An 18548-nucleotide genomic window follows, 5' to 3' on the forward strand; every position below is an offset into this window, starting at 1 on the left:
AAACCGGAGTCAAAATCCTCCAAAGGTTTACCCTACATACTCCGACGCCTTTTGTCAATGGGGGAACTTCAGTTTAATCTAAAATCTAAAATCGATTGACTGAGGACGATCGGGGTTTGGAGCTTGCGTATAGTTGTATTATTTTTTAAAATTGGTATAAATAGCAACCAGCAAAGCCAAGAAGTGATTCTGGGAATGCCACACCATACCCGGAGAGGGTTGGCGTATGGAGGATTTCATTATGAGAACTGATAAAAAATGATAGATGCCGTAGCCCTGCCCGTAACAGAAGAAAGTCAAGTGGGAGAAGCGCGCCGAATCGCAGTCGCCCTGGCGGCCGAAGTCGGATTTAACGAGACCGATCGCGGTAAAGTAGCAATTATTACCACCGAAGCAGCAAAAAACGTGGTCAAGCACGCCCGCGAAGGAGAAATTTTGCTGCGAACATTAAAAACAACGGCAGGATATAGCATTGAAATAGTAGCGCTCGATAGGGGGCAGGGAATGGCAAATGTCGCGCTGTGTCTACGGGACGGTTTTTCTACAGCGGGAAGCCCTGGAACGGGACTGGGGGCAATTCAACGCCTCTCTACTTTTTTTGATATTCATTCTGTACCAAAACTGGGGTCAGCCTTATTAGCGCGGCTGGAACCGACCAAAAATAGCCGGGAAGCATTCCAAAACAGCAATTACTTAGAATTTGGGGTTATCCACTTACCGAAAGCAGGAGAGCAAATTTGCGGGGATTCGTGGGCGGCAGAAAATCACTGTGAGAAAAACCTGATTTTAGTTGCAGACGGGCTCGGCTACGGGGATTTGGCCCAGGAAGCGTCTCAGGAAGCAGTGCGGGTATTTGAGGAAAACGCCAAACTTGGGCCGAAAGCAATTTTAGAAAAGGCGCACGCTGCTTTAAAAAATACCAGAGGAGCGGCGGCGGCGATCGCCCAAATCGATCTTACTCAACAAACAATTTGTTTTGCCGGAATTGGCAACATCAGCGGTGTAGTTGTCACAGATAACCAAAGCCGCAGCATGGTTTCCTACAACGGCACAGTTGGACATATGATGCGAAAAGTAGCAGAATTTGTCTATCCTTGGTCGCAGCAGTCCCTACTCATCATGCACTCCGACGGTTTGGCGGCGCAGTGGAATTTAAACCGCTACCCGGGTTTAGCCTCCAGGCATCCTGCTTTAATCGCAGCCGTGCTCTACCGGGACTTCAAACGCACTCGCGATGACATGACAGTTATAGTAGCCAAGGTGAGAGAAGCAGCGTGAGTTACCCAATCCTGACGACGGAAGTCCGTTTTGAACAAGACATCGTACAAGTACGCCAAAGAGCTCGCCAAATTGCTAAAGGGCTGGGATTCGATTCCCAAGTACAAACCCGCATCGCCACAGCAGTTTCCGAAATTGCCCGCAATGCTTTCAAATATGCAGGCGGTGGCAAAGTAGAATTCATTGTGGAAGGGGAATCGCCCCAAATTTTTCGGACTCGGATTTCCGACACGGGGCCGGGAATTGCTGATTTAGCGGCTGTGTTAAGCCCCAATTTTCGATCGCAAACCGGCGCGGGACTTGGTTTAGCAGCAGCGAAACGCTTGATGGACGAAGTGCAAATCGACTCGGCGCCCGATCGCGGAACGGCTGTACAATTAATTAAACAGTTTTCCAAAAATATGCCGGCGCTGAGTGCGATCGAACTCAATCAATTAGTTGACAAACTAGCGCGCCAAATTCCCGAAGATCCCTACGCTGAAATTCAGCAGCAAAATCAAGAATTACTACGCACTTTAGACGAACTCCGCCAGCGTCAAGAAGAACTCGTACAATTAAATCAACAACTAGAAGATACCAATCGCGGAGTCCTGGCACTTTACGCTGAATTGAACGACAAAGCCGAATCTCTCCGCCGCGCCAGCGAACTCAAAACCAGCTTTCTCTCCAATATGAGCCATGAGTTTCGCACTCCGCTAACGGCAATTCTGAGCCTTTCCGAAATCTTGTTACATCGCCTAGACGGAGAACTTTCCGCCGAACAGGAAAAGCAAGTAAATTACATTCATAAATCTGCCGAGTCTCTCGCAGAACTTGTCAACGACTCGTTAGATTTAGCCAAAGTGGAAGCCGGAAAACTAACTGTTCGCGTGGCTGATTTTGAAGTCGAAGATTTGTTCAGCGCCCTGCGAGGAATGATGCGCCCCCTGCTTCCCCAAAACTCTGCCGTGTCTATAATTTTTGAAGATCCTCTCGAACTTCCAATCCTCACAACCGACGAGGGCAAAGTTTCTCAGATTTTGCGAAATCTGATTTCTAATGCCCTCAAATTTACCGAAGCAGGTGAAGTTCGAGTTGCTGCGGAAATGGGAGAGGAGGGAACAGTTACTTTTTCAGTAGCAGATACGGGCATCGGCATTGCCCCAGCCGATCAAAGGCGGATTTTTGAAGAATTTGTCCAACTCGAAAACCCCTTGCAGAAGGGCGTCAAAGGCACGGGATTGGGATTGTCTTTGTGCAAAAAACTGGCGGAATTTCTAGGGGGAAGCATTGAAATCACAAGTTCACCCGGAGTGGGTTCGACTTTTTTTGTCACACTGCCGATTCTGTATCCTGGAGAGGAAGAAAACCCTTTGGAAATGTCCGCTGCTAAGCGAGATGAAATATCGCTGAAAAGCCAAAATTCTCGTAGCTTGCGGGGTTCCGGGCGATCGCCAGCGGCGGATTCAGCAGCCAAAGTTTTGATTGGGGAGGATGAAGATAGTTTTTCGGTATTTGCTGAAAGACTTGCTGGCAGAAATTCCTTGTACTGCGATATAAGTCGCCCACGGTGCTGAAGGTTGGGGCTCGGCTGTTTTTTGCCGAGCCCCATCTTTAGGGACATTATGATGCCGGGTATGACTGAATTTGACGTTTGGGAAGAGTTGAAATGCGATCGAACTACTTGTCAAATACCTGCTATCGTGATGAATTCAAAACATTTTGGGTTACATCACTTTTTTACTGTGCGGGATGCTAGGCCTGCACGGTGAAAAATATTATTCCGATGCGAAGAGAAACGATATCAGGAATTATAGCTTTTGAGGACTGAAGTCCGATGCTGTGAACCGAATTATATTTTTTCACCAAATTTTATATTGTTCGTAAGAGAGTTAATTTATAGCATGCAAGATTTATTTAATTTGCAACAGCATTTAACCTTTGTGCTGTAAAATGTAGCAGTTCTCAGTTGCCGACTATACAGTAGGGACTTACCAAGGGCCTGTTTTCGTGTCGGCGATCGGCTAAAATCCCTGATAAATCTCGTTTTTAGCAAAGTCTCGATTAATAAAAATAATGCCACAGTAGGCCCGCGATCCAAACCCATACAAAATAAGCCATTCCCAATTCTAAAATCTAAAATCTAAAATCTAAAATGGTATGACTTTCATCTCCCTTCAATATGCCCTGTTTCTGTTAGTTTTGTTCGCGGCTTACTGGTTGGTTCCGGTGCGGTGGTGGCGGCTGTTTATCATGCTGGCGGGTAGTTTAATTTTTTACGCTTCGCTGCAAATTTGGTACATTCCTCTGCTGTTAGTCGGGGCTTTGTTTAATTACTGCTTGGCGATGGCGATTGGGGAACCTCTGGATTGGCGGATTGCTAATGAATCTTGGAACCGCCGCCGTTTGTTGCTGCTTTGGATAGGTATCTGCCTGAATGTGTTGCTGCTTCTGGGCTTTAAGTATGTGCCTTTTTTATTGAGTTCGATCGGCACTTTGTTCAATTGGCCTGTAGCTATCGACGGGGCTGACTGGGTGAAAAGTCACGTCATCGCACCCCTGGGATTGAGTTTCTTTTGCTTTGAGTGCATTGCTTATTTGATTGACGTGTACCGAGGCGCGCCTGCTGCTACTTCGCTGCTGCACTTTGCTGCTTACAAGTTGTTTTTTCCAAAACTGATTTCCGGCCCGATTACTCGGTATCACAACTTGATCTATCAACTGAAAACCCAGCAATTTCCGACGCCCGATCGCATTTCTGAGGGACTTTGGACGATCGCCTTTGGTGCAGTAAAAAAAGGTCTTTTCGCAGATAACTTGGGAATTTATGTCGATTTAAGCTTTACCAACTTGCAGCGGGCGGGTAGCGAGGATCTGTGGCTGGCGATTTTTGCTTACGGGCTGCAACTTTATCTCGATTTTAGTGGCTATGTTGACATGGCGCGCGGTACTGCTTTGCTGCTGGGTTGGTATTTGCCACCAAATTTTGATTTCCCTTATTTTAGTGCCAGCATAGCTGATTTTTGGCGACGCTGGCACATGACTTTAGGCGATTGGCTACGCAATTATTTGTATTTTCCTTTGGGGGGTTCGCGAGTCGGTTTGTGGCGCACTTGTCTGAATTTGTCAATCGTCATGTTAATTGCGGGAATTTGGCACGGGGCAGCTTGGGGATTTATTGTGTGGGGGGGTTTACACGGTTTAGCTTTGGCTGTTCACAGGCTGACTGATGTGGTGTTTAAGCGGTTGCGGATCGAGTTTTTGTGGGAAAATCCGATCGGTATTGCGATCGGTTGGCTGTTGACTCAGGCGATGGTTTTTGCTAGTTGGATATTTTTCCGCCTTCCCGATTTAAAGGATTCTGGATGGGCGATTTCGCATTTGTGGGGACACACTGCTGACGTGCAGTTTGCTGAGAAAGTTTATGGCGAAGTTTTGGGTTTGGAAAGAGTGCATTTAACTTGGATTCTGGCCGCTTTGGCTGCAGCGATGCTGGGGAATTATGCGTTGAGTCGGGGTTTGAAATTAGAGTTAAATTGGCCGCTGAAATTGGTGTTAGTGCCGCTTTGTTTGTATGCCGTTTGGGTGTTGGCTCCCGAAGGGGGTTTGCCTTATATTTATTTTGATTTTTAGGGTATTATAGCAGAAGGAATGAAGTCCGATGGAAGTCGGAAGAAAGAAGGAAGAAGCAATAAAATCAATCATTTCAGCCATTAACAACGTCCTAACCGTCTTGGCTGTTGCTATATTTGATTTTCCTTTTATTCCCCGTAAGGTGCGCCGAAGTGATTCCCCGCTTTGGTGCGCGATGACCATCCTAGAAATCACAGTCAACAGTCAACAATCATCGGACTCCGGCACACTACAACTGATAAGAACACCAGTCACTCCAGCTACCGACATAAAGTTTAGCATCGGGAATTCCGGCGATTTCTAAAGACAGTAAATTAACGCAAGCCGTCACCCCGGAACCGCAATAAACAATAATTTCTTCCGCTTTTTCTAATTCTGTCCAGCGCTGTTTTTGTTCGGATGCCGATCGCACTTTTCCAGTTTCATCCGTCACCCCTTGCCAAGGATAGTTAACCGCACCCGGAATGTGACCTGCAATGGGGTCGATCGGCTCCCGCAAACCTTCATATCTCTCGCTTTCTCTCGAATCAATCAAAACCTTTCCCGGTAAGTCTTTACGCTCTTTCACTGCCTCAATATCTACCGCCAAATCCTGCTGCAAATGAGCAACAAATTTACCCTCGCGGGGGTCTGGCAAAGTATTTGTTACCGGATATCCCGCCGCTTTCCAGCCGCTGAAACCGCCGTCTAACAAAGCGACTTTGCTGTGTCCCATATATCGCAGCAGCCACCACAAACGAGCCGCAAAAGCCAGCCGCGAATCGTCATAGGCGACGACTAAAGTTTCTGCTGAATTAATACCGATAGCGCTCAATTTATCAGTTAATTCTTCAATATTTGGCAGGGGATGTCTACCGCCGTGTTTGCCCACTGAACTCGCGAGATCGCGGTTTAAATCTAAATAGAAAGCTCCCGGAATGTGACTTTCTTGATATTGTTTTTGTCCCAATTCAGGGTCGGCAAGGGAAAACCGACAGTCAATAATTACAACTTGCGGATTGTCGGTATTGGTGGCTAACCATTCAGGAGAAATGATTAAAGTGTTGTCAGTCATAATTTTTCACATCTATGTTTTAACATTTATCGGGAAGGAGCTTTTTTATCTGGTTCTGCTTTGTCGGTACGAGATTTTTTAGAATTTGCTTTCTCCGAAGCTCTTTTTTCAGAATTTAATTTTTTAGGAGTTGCTTTTTCCGAAGGTGATTTTTCGACGGGTGCGGGAGTTGGAGTTGGCAGAGGGGGAGTTACGGCTGCTTCTTGAGCGTAAAGCAGATATTTCTGATACTCGATTACTTTTGATTGAGCTAGTTGATAGTTGGGGCTAGAGACTGGTACTCTTCTCATTAATGAGACGGCTTCTTGCCAACGATCGATAACTGTAGTCCAATCGGTCTTGGTTTTTGCCGATCGCCCTAACTCTGCTGCTTTGAGTGCACTGTTAACGGCTTCTCGAAAAGTATCTGGTGCAGTATCCAGTACAGTTGCTAAATTTGCTGTTTCATCGGGATTATTCCCCGCAGTTGCTGCTGGCTGGTTCAAAATTTTACCGACAAACGCCACCACCGCGATCGCCAACATACCCGTTACTAGCCCCACTACAATGAAAGTCGAGCGCAGTCGGTTCTCAAATGCTGCAAGTTCCGACGGTTTTTCCTCCTCAATATTGTTCTCCATGTCTGTGCGATCGTCCATATTAGCAACAGCAGTATTTGGTACAGCTTCTCCTGCAAAGCTTTGTGGTTCAAAATTACTGTTCTCTAAACTAAACTCTTGACTCCAAGCAACAGCAATCTGACCGCTTTCTCGGCCCTCAACCTTCACTTTGCGAATCGAATCCGGCTGCAAATTTGTCAGCTCGGTGCGAACCAAATCAACTAATGTATTTTCTATGGGTACTTGCTCGGCCTCAAGAATTACATCCAAACAGTCGCCGTCGAGATTCGCGGAGGCTGTGATGCCTTCAGATTGCAACTGGCTGTTTAGCCAAGATGCGATAGCACTGGCGAGATTTCCCTGCTTGGCAAGTTCCTGAAAATTAAGCTCTGTCATAGCTGGACACCTGATAATGCAGAAGGTAGAAGGCAGAAAGAATGAAAAAGTCAGAAATAGTTTTTTAAAGTTGAAAACACCCTAACTGAAATTCAACAAATAGTATAATGTATCGTGGCAAATCCCAGCCCTAAGATGCAAATTATCACTGTCGCTCTCCCTCCCCGCCCTTGGGAAAAGACTCGCACTCCTTACTGCCAAACGAACTCAGGTTTTTAGTGAGGAATGCAAGTCGTCTTGGTCAGCCGCCAAATACTGCTACTGCTGCTGCAACTAGGTTTTTGATACCAGGCGCGCCAGTCCAGATATTGCAAGCATCGCCCCTAAAACCAGCATCCGCCTGGAAAAATCCTTAATCGCGCGGATGCGAGATGGGAAATTTTAGATGAAAAATTTGTGCGATCGCAGTGCCATCGGCGGACAGCGAGTGATATCATCAGTTAGTCAATATTCAAGTTTTTATAGCAAATAACTCGATCGCACAATGGTAGCAATAGCAATTTTAGCGGCTGGACGTGGCACGCGCATGAAATCTGACTTGCCTAAAGTTCTACACGAATTGGGCGGTCGATCGCTAGTTGAGCGAGTCCTCCAAAGTTGTCAAGAAATTCAAATTACGAGGCGACTTGTCATCGTCGGTTATCGAGGTGAACTCGTTAAAGAATCTCTGATTGGATGTCAAGAAAGATCAGGAAAAAATCTTGAATCTCCTCCCCTAGAATTTGTCGAACAAACCGAACAATTGGGAACAGGTCATGCCATTCAACAATTGCTGCCTCACTTAGAGGGATTTCAAGGAGATTTGCTGGTATTAAATGGGGATGTACCTTTGCTGAGGGCAGAAACTCTCAAACAATTGATGGTAATTCACAAACAGCACCAAAACTCTGCTACTTTATTGACAGCTAATTTGCCTAATCCTCAAGGGTACGGCCGAGTATTTACCGACAGTCAAAACTTAGTCCAGCAAATTGTCGAAGACCGCGACTGCACACAAGCTCAAAAGCAAAATCACCGAATTAATGCAGGTGTTTACTGTTTTCACTGGCCGGATTTAGAGAAAATTTTGCCAGAATTGAAGGCAGACAATGACCAAAAAGAATATTACCTAACTGACACGGTAAATTTCCTCAATCCGGTGATGGCGGTGGATGTGGAAGATTATCAAGAAATATTGGGAATTAACGATCGCAAACATTTAGCCACAGCTTGCGATATTTTGCAAACGCGGATAAAGGACAAATGGATGACGGCGGGAGTGACGCTGCTAGATCCCAACAGCATCACCATTGACGATACCGTAGAGTTGCAGCCGGATGTGGTAATTGAACCGCAAACTCACTTGCGGGGAAACACTTCGATCGCCTCTGGGAGTCGCATCGGCCCCGGCAGTTTGATCGAAAACAGTCAGATTGCAGAAAATGTGACTGTGCTTTATTCGGTAGTTTCTGACAGTATGGTTGCTGAAAATTCCCGCATTGGCCCTTACGCCCACTTGCGGGGACACGCAGAAATTGGGGCGAACTGCCGCGTCGGCAATTTTGTAGAATTGAAAAATACTCAAATCGGCGATCGAACTAATGTAGCTCACTTGTCTTATTTAGGCGATGCGACTTTGGGAGAAAAAGTCAACATCGGTGCTGGGACAATTACGGCGAATTATGACGGAAAAAACAAGCACAAAACTCAAATAGGCGATGGAAGTAAAACTGGTTCTAACAGCGTGCTGGTTGCACCGATAACTGTCGGGGAAGATGTTACTGTAGCGGCGGGTTCTGTGGTGACAGAAGATGTGCCGAATGATTGTTTAGTAATAGCCCGTGCCCGGCAAGTTGTCAAACCAGGTTGGAAATTGAAAGAACCTAAAAAGTGAACCATTTACTTTTTAGATGATCAGTTTCTACCCAATCGCGAGTTTCGCACTGGATACCAAAGAAACCGGGTTTTTATAACGGAAGCGATGGCAATATAGAAGAGATTTTAGTGAAAAACCCGGTTTTTGTGTAAGTCCGCCACCTTGAGAAATCGGGTCCATCGCGATCGGCTATTTTTGGTTATTTTGTTGGTGCAGATAGTTGTTAATCGCTTTAGCGATTTTTGCTTGCTGGTATGGGTTCATCGTGCGGGGTAGGGAGATGCGAGAGCCTCCACAAACTAACAGTCTGATTTCGTACCAAGTGTCATTATCCCGATCTTTTGTTCGATCGACTTCCACGCCATAAATCTCGCACAGAGAGTATTCCGTTACTTTACGTGCCAACAAACCCCGCTGTTTAATAGTCAAGGTGTTTAAAGTTCCATCGAAGCTGTAAATTTCATTATTTCTCAAGACGATCACTGCGATTCCTGCGAGCAAAAATATGCCTCCTGTCCATCCCAACCAGCGATCGTCTTGGCTTAAGCGCAGCCATCGATTTTTTGCATTCTTAACAAAAAAATTGATGTCAGAAGCCACAGCGTTTTGGGTTCCCCAATTAGTGGAGTTAGCAGTGAAAGGAACATTGCCAACAGAAGTCAAAAGTACAACTCTGGTTTTATAGCCGCATCTTTCAACTTTAGCTCCCCGCAAAGAATCCAGCTCAATTTCTTGGATGTTCGATCCCAGTAAATTCGATCGCACAATCTGGCACTTTCCTTGTTTTGCCTGCAATCGCTGGCAGCTCAGACTTGCTGCATGATAGTCAAAAGTCAGCGATATCAGTCCAAATGTCATGAATAAACAACTAGGGAACCAAAAATCAAATATGCTTTGAGTCTGAATTATTAATTCACTTGCTGTTTCCTTGATTTTTTTCATTTATCTCACCTTTTGATTCCAAAAATGAGGCTACATATCGACTTACCGACCCCGATGAGCCAAATTGTTAACTTATATATTATTTGAAGTCGTCCTTTGCCATGACCCCTTTTATTTTGCTAATAGATTAGCACTAAAATGTCTTGCCGACCACCTAGGTCGCGAGTTTACCTGTTTACCTGCGGCTGGGTTTAATATAGCTTTTCGTGATTTAAAGTAGATGAATCTTAAAAATATATTAATTATGTTATGGGAATCCTTGCAGGAGTTGTAATTTTTTTACCCCACCCCAACCCTCCCCGAACTCGCGGGGAGGAAGTAAGAAGTTCACAAATGATTTAGGATTACTATATGGGGAATGAAACGTTAGCTTTGCCCTCCGTAGGAATTTAATCACGCAGATGAGTACAGGTTTACATTTTGTTACATGGTCAGGTTTATTGCGCCTACTTAATTATCGTTAGTTATTGATTTGGGCGATTCCCTACGGGATAGCTAGGGTTCACGGCTTTGTAGGGCAAATACATTACTAATCGTGTGATTATCGCTAATCGAGATATAGCTGCGAATCAAGTCAGCCATTTTGTATTGTTCTGTTAGTGAATAGCTTCTTAAACAGATGATATCGCCCCCGAACATCAACAAATCAACATAATAGCTACGATTTCCCTCGCTATCTCCTATTTCCTCTAATTCCACCGCAGAAATCTCGCGAGTTGAGCATTCGGTAACATCATGAAGCCACACACCCCGTCGTTTAATGGTCATTTTGCTAAAAGTTTTATCAAAAATGTATGTTTCATCTATCGCGCCGTCCAACAAAGACAGCGAAAACAACAGAAATATGCCTCCACCTATCCAATTTGATGCTAAAATTATCTGCAATAATCCAATGACGATGAAGGGACAAATTAATAGCAAACCATCCCAGGCGCTCGAAGATTGAATTGTTAGTTTAGTCGGTGTTTGGTTGAGAATTTTCATTAGTTCATTTTGGATTTTCACCAACAAGGTGAATTACTTATCTATCCGCTATATCCAATTGCTCAGGCACGGATTATTATTTAACACTGGTTTGGACGATCGCACTTTTGGTGTTGTAAACAGACTTGACAGCATAAGCATCGCCCGGACGTACCTGTAACGCTCTGTTAAAATTGATTAAAGCGGTTTGATAGTCTCCCTGTCCGTAGTAGATATAGCCGAGTTTCATCGATTGTTTGAAGTCCGAATTTTGAGCAGCAACACGAGCAGAATTAGGATTAGTTACAGGTGCAGCAGAAGTAGGATATGGCTCTTGAGAGAGTGATGGATAAGTATTGAAATCCGAAGAAAAAGAAGATGGCGATTGCTCGTTAGACCCCAGATATACATTAGGCGCTGAAGCATCGGTTCCGAGAATACCTATTACAGGCAATAATGCAATAATAATGCCTAACAAGAAATACATTAGGAATCCAGCAAGTTGAAGTAAAAATGGTTGTCTAACTTTTTTATTACTCCAATTTTTAATATGAAATACCCAGGAAGCAAAGGGAACAAAAAAGTAAACCAATCCCCACAGAGTTTCTTGTTCAATAGCTTGAGATAATCCCCAGATATAACCAACCAAAATTAAAATAAAGCCCAGACCGCCAAAAAAGAAGACGATTGAATAGATAGACATTTTCTGTTGCTCCCGTTTGTGTAAAGTTATTTGACAAACTGTAAACGTAAGGATTGAGGCACATTTTCAACCTGAAACTCTTTCCCCTGTTTGCTGTGTTAAAAATAGATTAGCGGTGACAACAGTTCGATCGCGCACAGCGAATGTTAGGATTTTGGTTAGGAATTAGACTAGGAACTCGATCGCGACTGCCGCAAATGATACCCTCTACCCTCGATCAACCCGAAGAACCATTTGCACGCGCCAGCACCGGCTGGGACATCCAAAAGCTTTACAGCGACTTGGCAAATGCCAAACAAGAATTCGCCCCCCACACCAGAAGAGGGCTGACACCCGTAGAAAAGCGGCATCTCTGCGGCTTGCTGTGCGGCTACAGCCCAGCCGAAATTGCGGTATTTCTCAACAAACAAATCAAAGGTGTCGAAGTTGATTTGTCAAAAACTTTGTACAGATATATAGAATTATTGACAAATCGACCCCGAAATGCTCTCAAAAATTGGAGAGATGCGATCGACTGGCTGGAAATAGCCGGATATAAAACGCAGCCAAAAACCTCAACCGGCGCCATCTTAAAAGCTACTCTCCACCATTCAGACAGGATTTTGTCTGCGGCTATCAGTCCCGACGGACAATTCCTCGCAACAGGTTCTGAGGAGAGTACAGTGAAAATTTGGAGTTTGCACAGCGGGGAACTGCAGCAGACAATTTTCGGACATTCAACAGCCGTGTTGCTAGTTGCTTTCAGTCCCGCCAGCAAAACGCTGCTGACACGATCGCGCGCGGGCACAGTCAAACTCTGGAACCTGCAAAATGGCGAACTGCTGAAGCGTTTGGCAGAGGTGCACCGCCACGAATCCGTCGCAGTCAGCCCCGACTGGCAAATTTTGGCGATCGGCACCACCCGCGGCACAATCCAGCTTCAGCACCTCAACAGCGGCCAACTGCTGCAAGTTTTGGAAGGCTATCAAGGGGATGACATAAGTGCGATCGCCCTGAGTCCCAACGGCAAAATGCTAGTAGCCAGCGGACTCAATGCAGCCAGCGGTTTCTGTCGCGCCACAGTCACTTTGTGGGAATTGCCGGGAGGCGAAGTGAGGCGAACTTTTGGCAGCGAAAATTATGTAGCGATTTCTTCCGATAGCCAAATTCTTGTCAGTCACGGCGGCCAAACTATCAAACTCTGGAATTTGCAAACAGGCGAATTATTGCATTCGCTGCAAACAGGAATTCGCATCACTTCTGCCGCCGCAATTAGCCCTGATGGGAAATACTTTGCAGTGGGGTGTTTTGACGGTACTGTTAGACTTTGGAATCTTCGCGGCGAATTGCTGCACACTTTAGGTGGACATTCTAGCCCTGTGTCTGCGGTGGCGATCGGGCTTTTGGGCGAAATTCTCGTCAGCGGCGGGGAGAATGGTACTGTTAAACTTTGGCAACTGCGGATTTAAGAATATCAATTCCGGTTGCACCGTCCGTGCTTGTTGACTGTTGACTGTTGACTGTAGAAGGAGGGGTCAAAAAAATGAAAATTGCGCGAATTATTTGTTGGCAGCTTGATTAGACTTTACGCCCGAGGATGAAGCGCGGATTTGATATCATTCCGGCCGAGGCCGGAATTGATATAATATCAATTATGATGCCACCGGATTTGATATAAAACTAACGCCGATCGAGATACCCGACTTTTTGAACAAGTCGGGTATCTGAACCACATACTGACAATTTATATCGCCCTTTTAAGCAATAAAAATCAACGTTCCCTTGCTCATTTCCAAAGTATCGCCCATTTCCATACCATTGTGAAAAGCACCCAAAATCACCTCGCTAGTTTTGCCGAAAGCGATCGCCCCGCTAGCATCAATTCCAATTGCGCCAAAATCCCGTTGACGTTCGTCAGCTTCAGTAAAAGAACGCTCAAAAGCAGCTTTCAAACTCAAACCATCTGTTACCCGAATCACAATTCGCGCGGCCAAACACTCGTCCATAATGTGCTCGCCAATCCCCGTACAGCTTACCGCCGCACTTTGGGCCGCGTAATTTCCCGCCGGCATCGCCGAGTCGCTAACCCGCCCAATCCGCTCAAAACCCTTGCCACCAGTCGAAGTCCCAGCAGCCAAGCGTCCATGCACATCCAAAGCTACGACTCCGATCGTACCCACACCGGCCGGTTCGGCAACCACGTCAGCCATTGCTTTGCTAAAATTGCCTTGGCGTTCCTGCATCCACTCGTGCAAACGCAAATCCGTCATCGGATCGTAAATCGGCAATTGAAGTTCTCGCAGCAATTCCGCCGAACCAAAATCAGAGAGAACCCGATCGTCCGAATTCTGCAAAAATTGAGCAAGTTCGATCGGATGTTGAACGCGAGAAACATTAATCGCCCCGCTGAAACGCTGCATCAAACCATCCATCAGGGAAGCACTCATCCGAATTTGACCGTCCGACTGCACTACAGAACCAGTACCGGCATTGAATCGCGGGTCATCTTCCAATAATTGGCACCCCCGCACCACTGCATCTACGGCACTTGCACCGTCTTTCAGCAGCGGATAAACTTCCTCCAAAACATCGTAAAGCGATTTCCGCACCGCCTCAATTCCGCCTTTACTATGTAGAGAACTGCCGGCACCGCCGTGAATAACTAGCTTTGGTTGCACTTGTAGCGATGCCATAATTTTTAACCTAAAATTTTTCCTTTGCAATCTTAGCTTTGATCGAGCAAATTACCGTAAATTATTAATCTTAAGCGGCGAAACGGCGGCGACGACAACGCTCGGAGCAGTATTTAACCTCATCCCAGCAGTCGGCCCATTTTTTGCGCCAAGTAAAAGGTCGATCGCACACCGGGCACATTTTTGTTGGTAAATCAGATTTCGATCGTTGCTTAGCCATGCTAATTTTGACAAGAGATTAACTAATTCACATCTTGTACCATTTTTATGAACAGGCAAGATGCCTGTTCCACTCATAGTTAAATTTGATTGTGGAACAGGCATCTTGCCTGTTGCTAAGGAAACAACATAATTTCTGCCAAACACCTCCCAAATAAAAATGCTCGAAAAGGCCGAGGCCAACATCCGAATAGTCTTAGTCGAACCAGCAGGGCCCTTGAATGTGGGTTCTGTTGCCCGCGTGATGAAAAATATGGGTTTGCACCAATTAGTTTTGGTAAATCCCCAATGCGATTATTTAGGGGAAGAATCCCGACTGATGGCAGTTCGCGCCGCCGACATATTGGAAACGGCGAAAGTAGTCGAGAGTTTGCCCGCTGCTTTGGTTGGGTGTGTCAGAGCGATCGCAACTACAGGAGATGATAGTCGATCGTTGCCAACACAACTAGAAGAACCCGCAGAGGCCTTGCCTTGGCTCCTAGAAGCCCCCAGCGCCCTCATTTTCGGCCGAGAAGACTGCGGCTTGACCAATGCCGAATTAAACCGCGCTCAACGCCTGATTCGCATTCCCAGCAGCGATGCCTACACTTCCCTAAATCTCGCCCAAGCCGTCGCTATCTGCTGTTACGAACTATACAAGTCAGTTGTCAGTTGTCAGTTGTCAGTTGTCAGTGGCCAGAAGGAATCGGCTCCCTTGGAAAATTTAGAGGGATATTACCAGCAACTAGAAACACTGTTACTCAAAATAAAATATTTGCAGCCGCACACAGCAGCAAGCCGGATGGAAAAATTTCGGCGTTTGTACAACAGAGCCTATCCCACAGTGGATGAAGTCGCCATGCTGCGGGGCGTCCTCCGCCAAACAGAATGGGCAATCAAAACTTACCCACGAGAGGCAAATTCTGATACTCTGGATGGGGCGTTGCCGGAAAATCTAATGGATAGCTAGCAGAAATGCTGATAATTGGGGATGTGAGATTGAGGATTTTTTTCACAGAGAACTTTCCTGCACCCACTTGTCACCTTCATCACAGAGTTTCTTGACTAAAAACCTAAGCTTTGCGATAATTTGCGAGCAATAAACCCGGTTGCTGATATCCTGCAGCGTCTGGGGCAAATCTAAAATCTAAAATCTAAAATCTAAAATTTAAAATTGATTGGCTGGCAAGCTGAAAAATCTTAAACTTGAACTTTACATTAGTGATGAAGGAGTAAGACGTGGCAGAGCGGTTTCCCAAAGGATCGATATTATCCGTGATATCCTCGATATCTTCTCCCAACTCCGGCTCAAAGCAGCCTAAGTCCGGCAAAGCAAGTCAGTCTGGCAAATCGGGCCGCCGCCGCCCTCCGCAACCGCAAAACGGCAACCCAGAAATCCGATCGCCCGAACCTGCGACTTTGCCACAGCAACAGGGCCGCGGCAGCAGAAATGGAGCCAATTCTCCCACATCTTCGGAAGAATTTACTACACAAGACTTTTTATCCGATCCTCGATCGGCAATTAACCCCAGAAAACCCAGAACCAGCAAAACTCCGCAGTCGAAGACTCGCCAACCCCGCAAAAAAGGCCTCGCTGCTGTTGATATGTTTGAGTTTCCCGATCCGAATCAGGAGCGGGAAAATGTGAGTTCGATCGCCAGCAATCCCAACAGCCAGCCCCCAACTACCACTCCCCCTGCAACCCGTGGAAGTCGTCCCAGTTCGCCCCCAGTTCGCATTTCAGACACGGTAATCCCCGCAGATGCCAAAAAAGCCCCCGTGCCTAAACCGCGCCCAAAAGCGAGTGAGAGACCGGGTAAACGCTCTGCACCTCGGAGCGTACCGCCGTTGGTGTACGCTACTCGCTTGCTGATTCTGGGAGTTGGCATAGCGGTGATTTGCGGTACGCTGCTGTCGGTGGTAAATGCTGTGAGTCGAGCATCCACTGTAGCGCCAGAAGAACAAACCACCGCAGGGCAGAAAAACCCAGATGCAGGCGACAGCGCATCTGCGGCAGCGGTGACAGGAGAAGTGCTGCAACTGAATCAAGAATTAGGAGCGTTGAAAACCCAAGTTCAGGTTTTAGCAACAGAAAATCCTAGTTTGACAGCCGGAATATTTCTAGTCGATTTAGATACTGGAAGCTACCTAAATTTTAATGGCGATACTGCTTTTGCTTCAGCTAGTACGATTAAAGTGCCAATTTTAGTAGCTTTTTTCCAAGCAGTAGATGAGGGCAAAGTGCAGTTAGATCAGGTGCTGACGCTGAAGTCCGAACACATTGTCGGCGGTTCTGGGGATATGCAAGACCAGGCTCCTGGCAAGAAGTATTCGGCTTTGGAAGTTGCCCAAAAAATGATTGTTGTCAGTGACAATACGGCGACAAATATGATGATTGAGTTGTTGGGAGGTGCGGAGGTGTTGAATCAGCATTTTGCCAATTGGGGTTTGAGGGCGACGGTTCTCCGCAATAATTTGCCGGATTTGGAGGGAACTAATACTACCAGTCCGCAGGATTTGATTAATATCATAGCCCAGATTGATCGGGGTAATTTGGTATCGGTGAAATCGCGCGATCGCATTTTGCAAATCATGCGCCAAACTAGAAATGATTCTTTGCTGCCGAAAGGTTTAGGCGAAGGTTCAGTTATTGCTCACAAAACCGGCAACATTGATACAATGCTTGCGGATGCGGGGATGGTGGATTTGCCGAATGGTAAGCGTTATTTGGTGGCGGTGATGGTGAAGCATTCACCGGAAACAGAGAAGCCAGCTCAAACATTGATTCGGGAGATTTCTCGGATGAGTTACCGCTATTTGTACGGTGGGGAAACGCCAGCCGATTCACAAGTGAAAATTAAAAATTGAAAATTCAACCGGGTTTTTTCGGACAAGTCTCGTAGACTTTATCAAACTATAAATCAGTTTGTATTATGAAACTAAGCATCCGCCTTGCTTGTCTGGTAGCGCTCTCAACTTTAGCCGTTGGAGTCTCCCCCACCTTGAGTAATGCTAATCCTGCTCCTGAATCTGAGACGGACGGCGTGAGAGTGATCAACAATAATATCGAACTCAATCGGGCAAAAAACTTAGCCCGTCAAGCAGCAGAAAGGGCTAATGGGGGTTTAGGCAACTATCGAGCTGAAGCTTCTATGCACGGTATTTCTAGGGAATCGCCTTTTGTAGACAATGGCGATGGAACTTGGACTTTTACTTTTAAGGGTTCCAAGCCTGGTTCGTCTGTCTTTACGGTAGAAACGGTTGTTACGGTTTCCCAAGATGGCCGAATCAGAGTTGATTACAATGGGCAAATTCGCCAGTTATCTCCATTGTGAACAACTGTGTAAATATCGGGCTATGCAGTTTTAATCCTCGATCGAAATTTAAGTTAACGGCATTTTTTCCCTTTGTTACAATCAAGGGAATTCCCATCCTCAGATCAGCACTAATGCAAATTATCCTAGAAGTTCCCGATATCCTTGGCGAAAAACTGCAACAATTGGGCGATCGTCTCCCGGAAGCCCTGGATCGCGCACTTCGGGAACTCGCCCCCGCAGAAACCATCCCCTACCAAGACGATCGCCAAATCGTCGAACTGCTAGCGAGTCAACCCAGCCCAGAAGAAATCCTCGCAATCCGCCCCACACCTGCGTTGCAAGCCCGCATGAGCCAACTGCTCGATCGCAATAAATCCGGCACTATTTCGGCCAGAGAGGAAGTCGAACTCGATCGCTATTTGCTGTTAGAACATTGGGTGCGTTTAGCCAAAGCTCACGCCTACAAACGCTTACAGACAGAAGCATGAGTTATGTACCAGCCACTCTGCGTCGCGTCGTCACCCAACGCGCCGGAGAGCAATGCGAGTATTGTCGATTTCCCCAAACGGCTTCACTCTTTGCTTTTGAAATGGAACACATCATTGCTGAAAAACATGATGGGGTCACGGAAGCTGAAAACCTAGCGTTATCCTGTCCTTGCTGCAACCGTTTCAAAGGAACTGACCTAGGTTCCATCGACCCTGAGACAGGACAGCTAACTCCCTTTTTTAATCCCCGCCTCCAGGAATGGTCAGAGCACTTTCGGCTAGAAGGAGGAGTAATCGTCCCACGGACACCAGAAGGGCGCGTAACTGCTAAAATTCTGCAATTTAACCTCCTAGAACGCATCCTCGAACGCGAGCAACTTATCAGTATGGGGCAATAAGCTGTTGTGCATTTAAAACGCATAGTGGTATAATATAACATAATGATATTCAGACAAAGTGAATGCCTGCTAA

The 18548-nt window shown here is 46.2% G+C and carries 17 protein-coding genes; 10 read left to right on the forward strand and 7 right to left on the reverse strand.

Features of this window, described 5'->3' with window-relative positions; all coding sequences use genetic code 11:
* Nucleotides 1-258 precede the first annotated feature (258 nt).
* From Q5691_RS25395 to Q5691_RS25405, 3 genes are all read left to right on the forward strand, one after another.
* Entirely contained in the window at nt 259-1278 is a 1020-nt protein-coding gene (locus tag Q5691_RS25395; protein WP_333347828.1) for an ATP-binding SpoIIE family protein phosphatase, read from the forward strand.
* Nucleotides 1275-2834 carry an ATP-binding protein gene (locus Q5691_RS25400; RefSeq protein WP_333347831.1) on the forward strand — a complete coding sequence of 520 codons (1560 nt, stop codon included), beginning with the start codon at nt 1275-1277 and terminating at the stop codon, nt 2832-2834. The genes Q5691_RS25395 and Q5691_RS25400 overlap by 4 nt, the downstream gene beginning before the upstream one ends.
* Before the next feature lie 583 nt (nt 2835-3417).
* Entirely contained in the window at nt 3418-4890 is a 1473-nt protein-coding gene (locus tag Q5691_RS25405; RefSeq protein ID WP_333347834.1) for an MBOAT family protein, read from the forward strand.
* 229 nt (nt 4891-5119) lie between these two features.
* Here the strand turns inward: Q5691_RS25405 and Q5691_RS25410 are convergent, their stop codons facing one another.
* Nucleotides 5120-5944 carry a sulfurtransferase gene (locus Q5691_RS25410; RefSeq protein WP_333347837.1) on the reverse strand — a complete coding sequence of 275 codons (825 nt, stop codon included), beginning with the start codon at nt 5942-5944 and terminating at the stop codon, nt 5120-5122.
* Between the two features lie 26 nt (nt 5945-5970).
* The gene (locus Q5691_RS25415; RefSeq protein WP_333210010.1) at nt 5971-6939 is read right to left on the reverse strand and encodes a hypothetical protein; all 969 of its coding nucleotides are present in this window, start codon (nt 6937-6939) and stop codon (nt 5971-5973) included.
* A gap of 484 nt (nt 6940-7423) precedes the next feature.
* Here Q5691_RS25415 and glmU point away from each other — a divergent pair, with 484 nt between their 5' ends.
* Nucleotides 7424-8812 (forward strand): bifunctional UDP-N-acetylglucosamine diphosphorylase/glucosamine-1-phosphate N-acetyltransferase GlmU, encoded by a 1389-nt coding sequence (gene glmU / locus Q5691_RS25420; protein ID WP_333210009.1) that lies wholly within the window; start codon nt 7424-7426, stop codon nt 8810-8812.
* Nucleotides 8813-8983: 171 nt separating this feature from the next.
* Here the strand turns inward: glmU and Q5691_RS25425 are convergent, their stop codons facing one another.
* The 3 genes from Q5691_RS25425 to Q5691_RS25435 all read right to left on the reverse strand — a co-directional run bounded on the left by Q5691_RS25425 (nt 8984) and on the right by Q5691_RS25435 (nt 11402).
* A complete protein-coding gene (locus Q5691_RS25425; RefSeq protein WP_333210007.1) occupies nt 8984-9736 on the reverse strand; it encodes a hypothetical protein in 753 nt (250 codons plus the stop codon).
* 495 nt (nt 9737-10231) lie between these two features.
* On the reverse strand, nt 10232-10720 hold the full coding sequence (locus Q5691_RS25430; protein ID WP_333307526.1) for a hypothetical protein: 489 nt from the start codon (nt 10718-10720) through the stop codon (nt 10232-10234).
* Nucleotides 10721-10796: 76 nt separating this feature from the next.
* Entirely contained in the window at nt 10797-11402 is a 606-nt protein-coding gene (locus tag Q5691_RS25435; protein WP_333210003.1) for a hypothetical protein, read from the reverse strand.
* 143 nt (nt 11403-11545) lie between these two features.
* On the opposite strand from Q5691_RS25435, the gene Q5691_RS25440 reads away from it, so the two are divergent.
* Nucleotides 11546-12850, forward strand: a complete 1305-nt coding sequence (locus tag Q5691_RS25440; protein WP_333347840.1) for a WD40 repeat domain-containing protein — start codon at nt 11546-11548, stop codon at nt 12848-12850.
* Between the two features lie 288 nt (nt 12851-13138).
* On the opposite strand, the gene Q5691_RS25445 is transcribed toward Q5691_RS25440, so the two are convergent.
* Together Q5691_RS25445 and Q5691_RS27815 are read right to left on the reverse strand one after the other, a co-directional pair.
* Nucleotides 13139-14074: an isoaspartyl peptidase/L-asparaginase gene (locus Q5691_RS25445; RefSeq protein ID WP_333347843.1), complete on the reverse strand. Its 936-nt coding sequence runs from the start codon at nt 14072-14074 to the stop codon at nt 13139-13141.
* A 51-nt stretch (nt 14075-14125) separates the two neighbouring features.
* Entirely contained in the window at nt 14126-14398 is a 273-nt protein-coding gene (locus Q5691_RS27815; protein WP_445304747.1) for a hypothetical protein, read from the reverse strand.
* 55 nt (nt 14399-14453) lie between these two features.
* On the opposite strand from Q5691_RS27815, the gene Q5691_RS25455 reads away from it, so the two are divergent.
* From Q5691_RS25455 to Q5691_RS25475, 5 genes are all read left to right on the forward strand, one after another.
* Nucleotides 14454-15242, forward strand: a complete 789-nt coding sequence (locus Q5691_RS25455) for an RNA methyltransferase (RefSeq protein ID WP_333209996.1) — start codon at nt 14454-14456, stop codon at nt 15240-15242.
* A 305-nt stretch (nt 15243-15547) separates the two neighbouring features.
* A complete protein-coding gene (locus tag Q5691_RS25460) occupies nt 15548-17140 on the forward strand; it encodes a serine hydrolase (protein ID WP_333347846.1) in 1593 nt (530 codons plus the stop codon).
* A 65-nt stretch (nt 17141-17205) separates the two neighbouring features.
* Nucleotides 17206-17607 (forward strand): hypothetical protein, encoded by a 402-nt coding sequence (locus tag Q5691_RS25465; protein ID WP_333347849.1) that lies wholly within the window; start codon nt 17206-17208, stop codon nt 17605-17607.
* A gap of 113 nt (nt 17608-17720) precedes the next feature.
* Nucleotides 17721-18077 (forward strand): hypothetical protein, encoded by a 357-nt coding sequence (locus tag Q5691_RS25470; protein ID WP_333209990.1) that lies wholly within the window; start codon nt 17721-17723, stop codon nt 18075-18077.
* Nucleotides 18074-18475 carry an HNH endonuclease signature motif containing protein gene (locus Q5691_RS25475; protein ID WP_333347852.1) on the forward strand — a complete coding sequence of 134 codons (402 nt, stop codon included), beginning with the start codon at nt 18074-18076 and terminating at the stop codon, nt 18473-18475. Before Q5691_RS25470 ends, Q5691_RS25475 begins: the two co-directional genes overlap by 4 nt.
* The last annotated feature ends 73 nt before the right edge of the window (nt 18476-18548 follow it).

The sequence above is a fragment of the Microcoleus sp. w1-18aA5 genome, assembly GCF_036701705.1.
In the GTDB taxonomy this organism is placed as follows: domain Bacteria; phylum Cyanobacteriota; class Cyanobacteriia; order Cyanobacteriales; family Microcoleaceae; genus Microcoleus.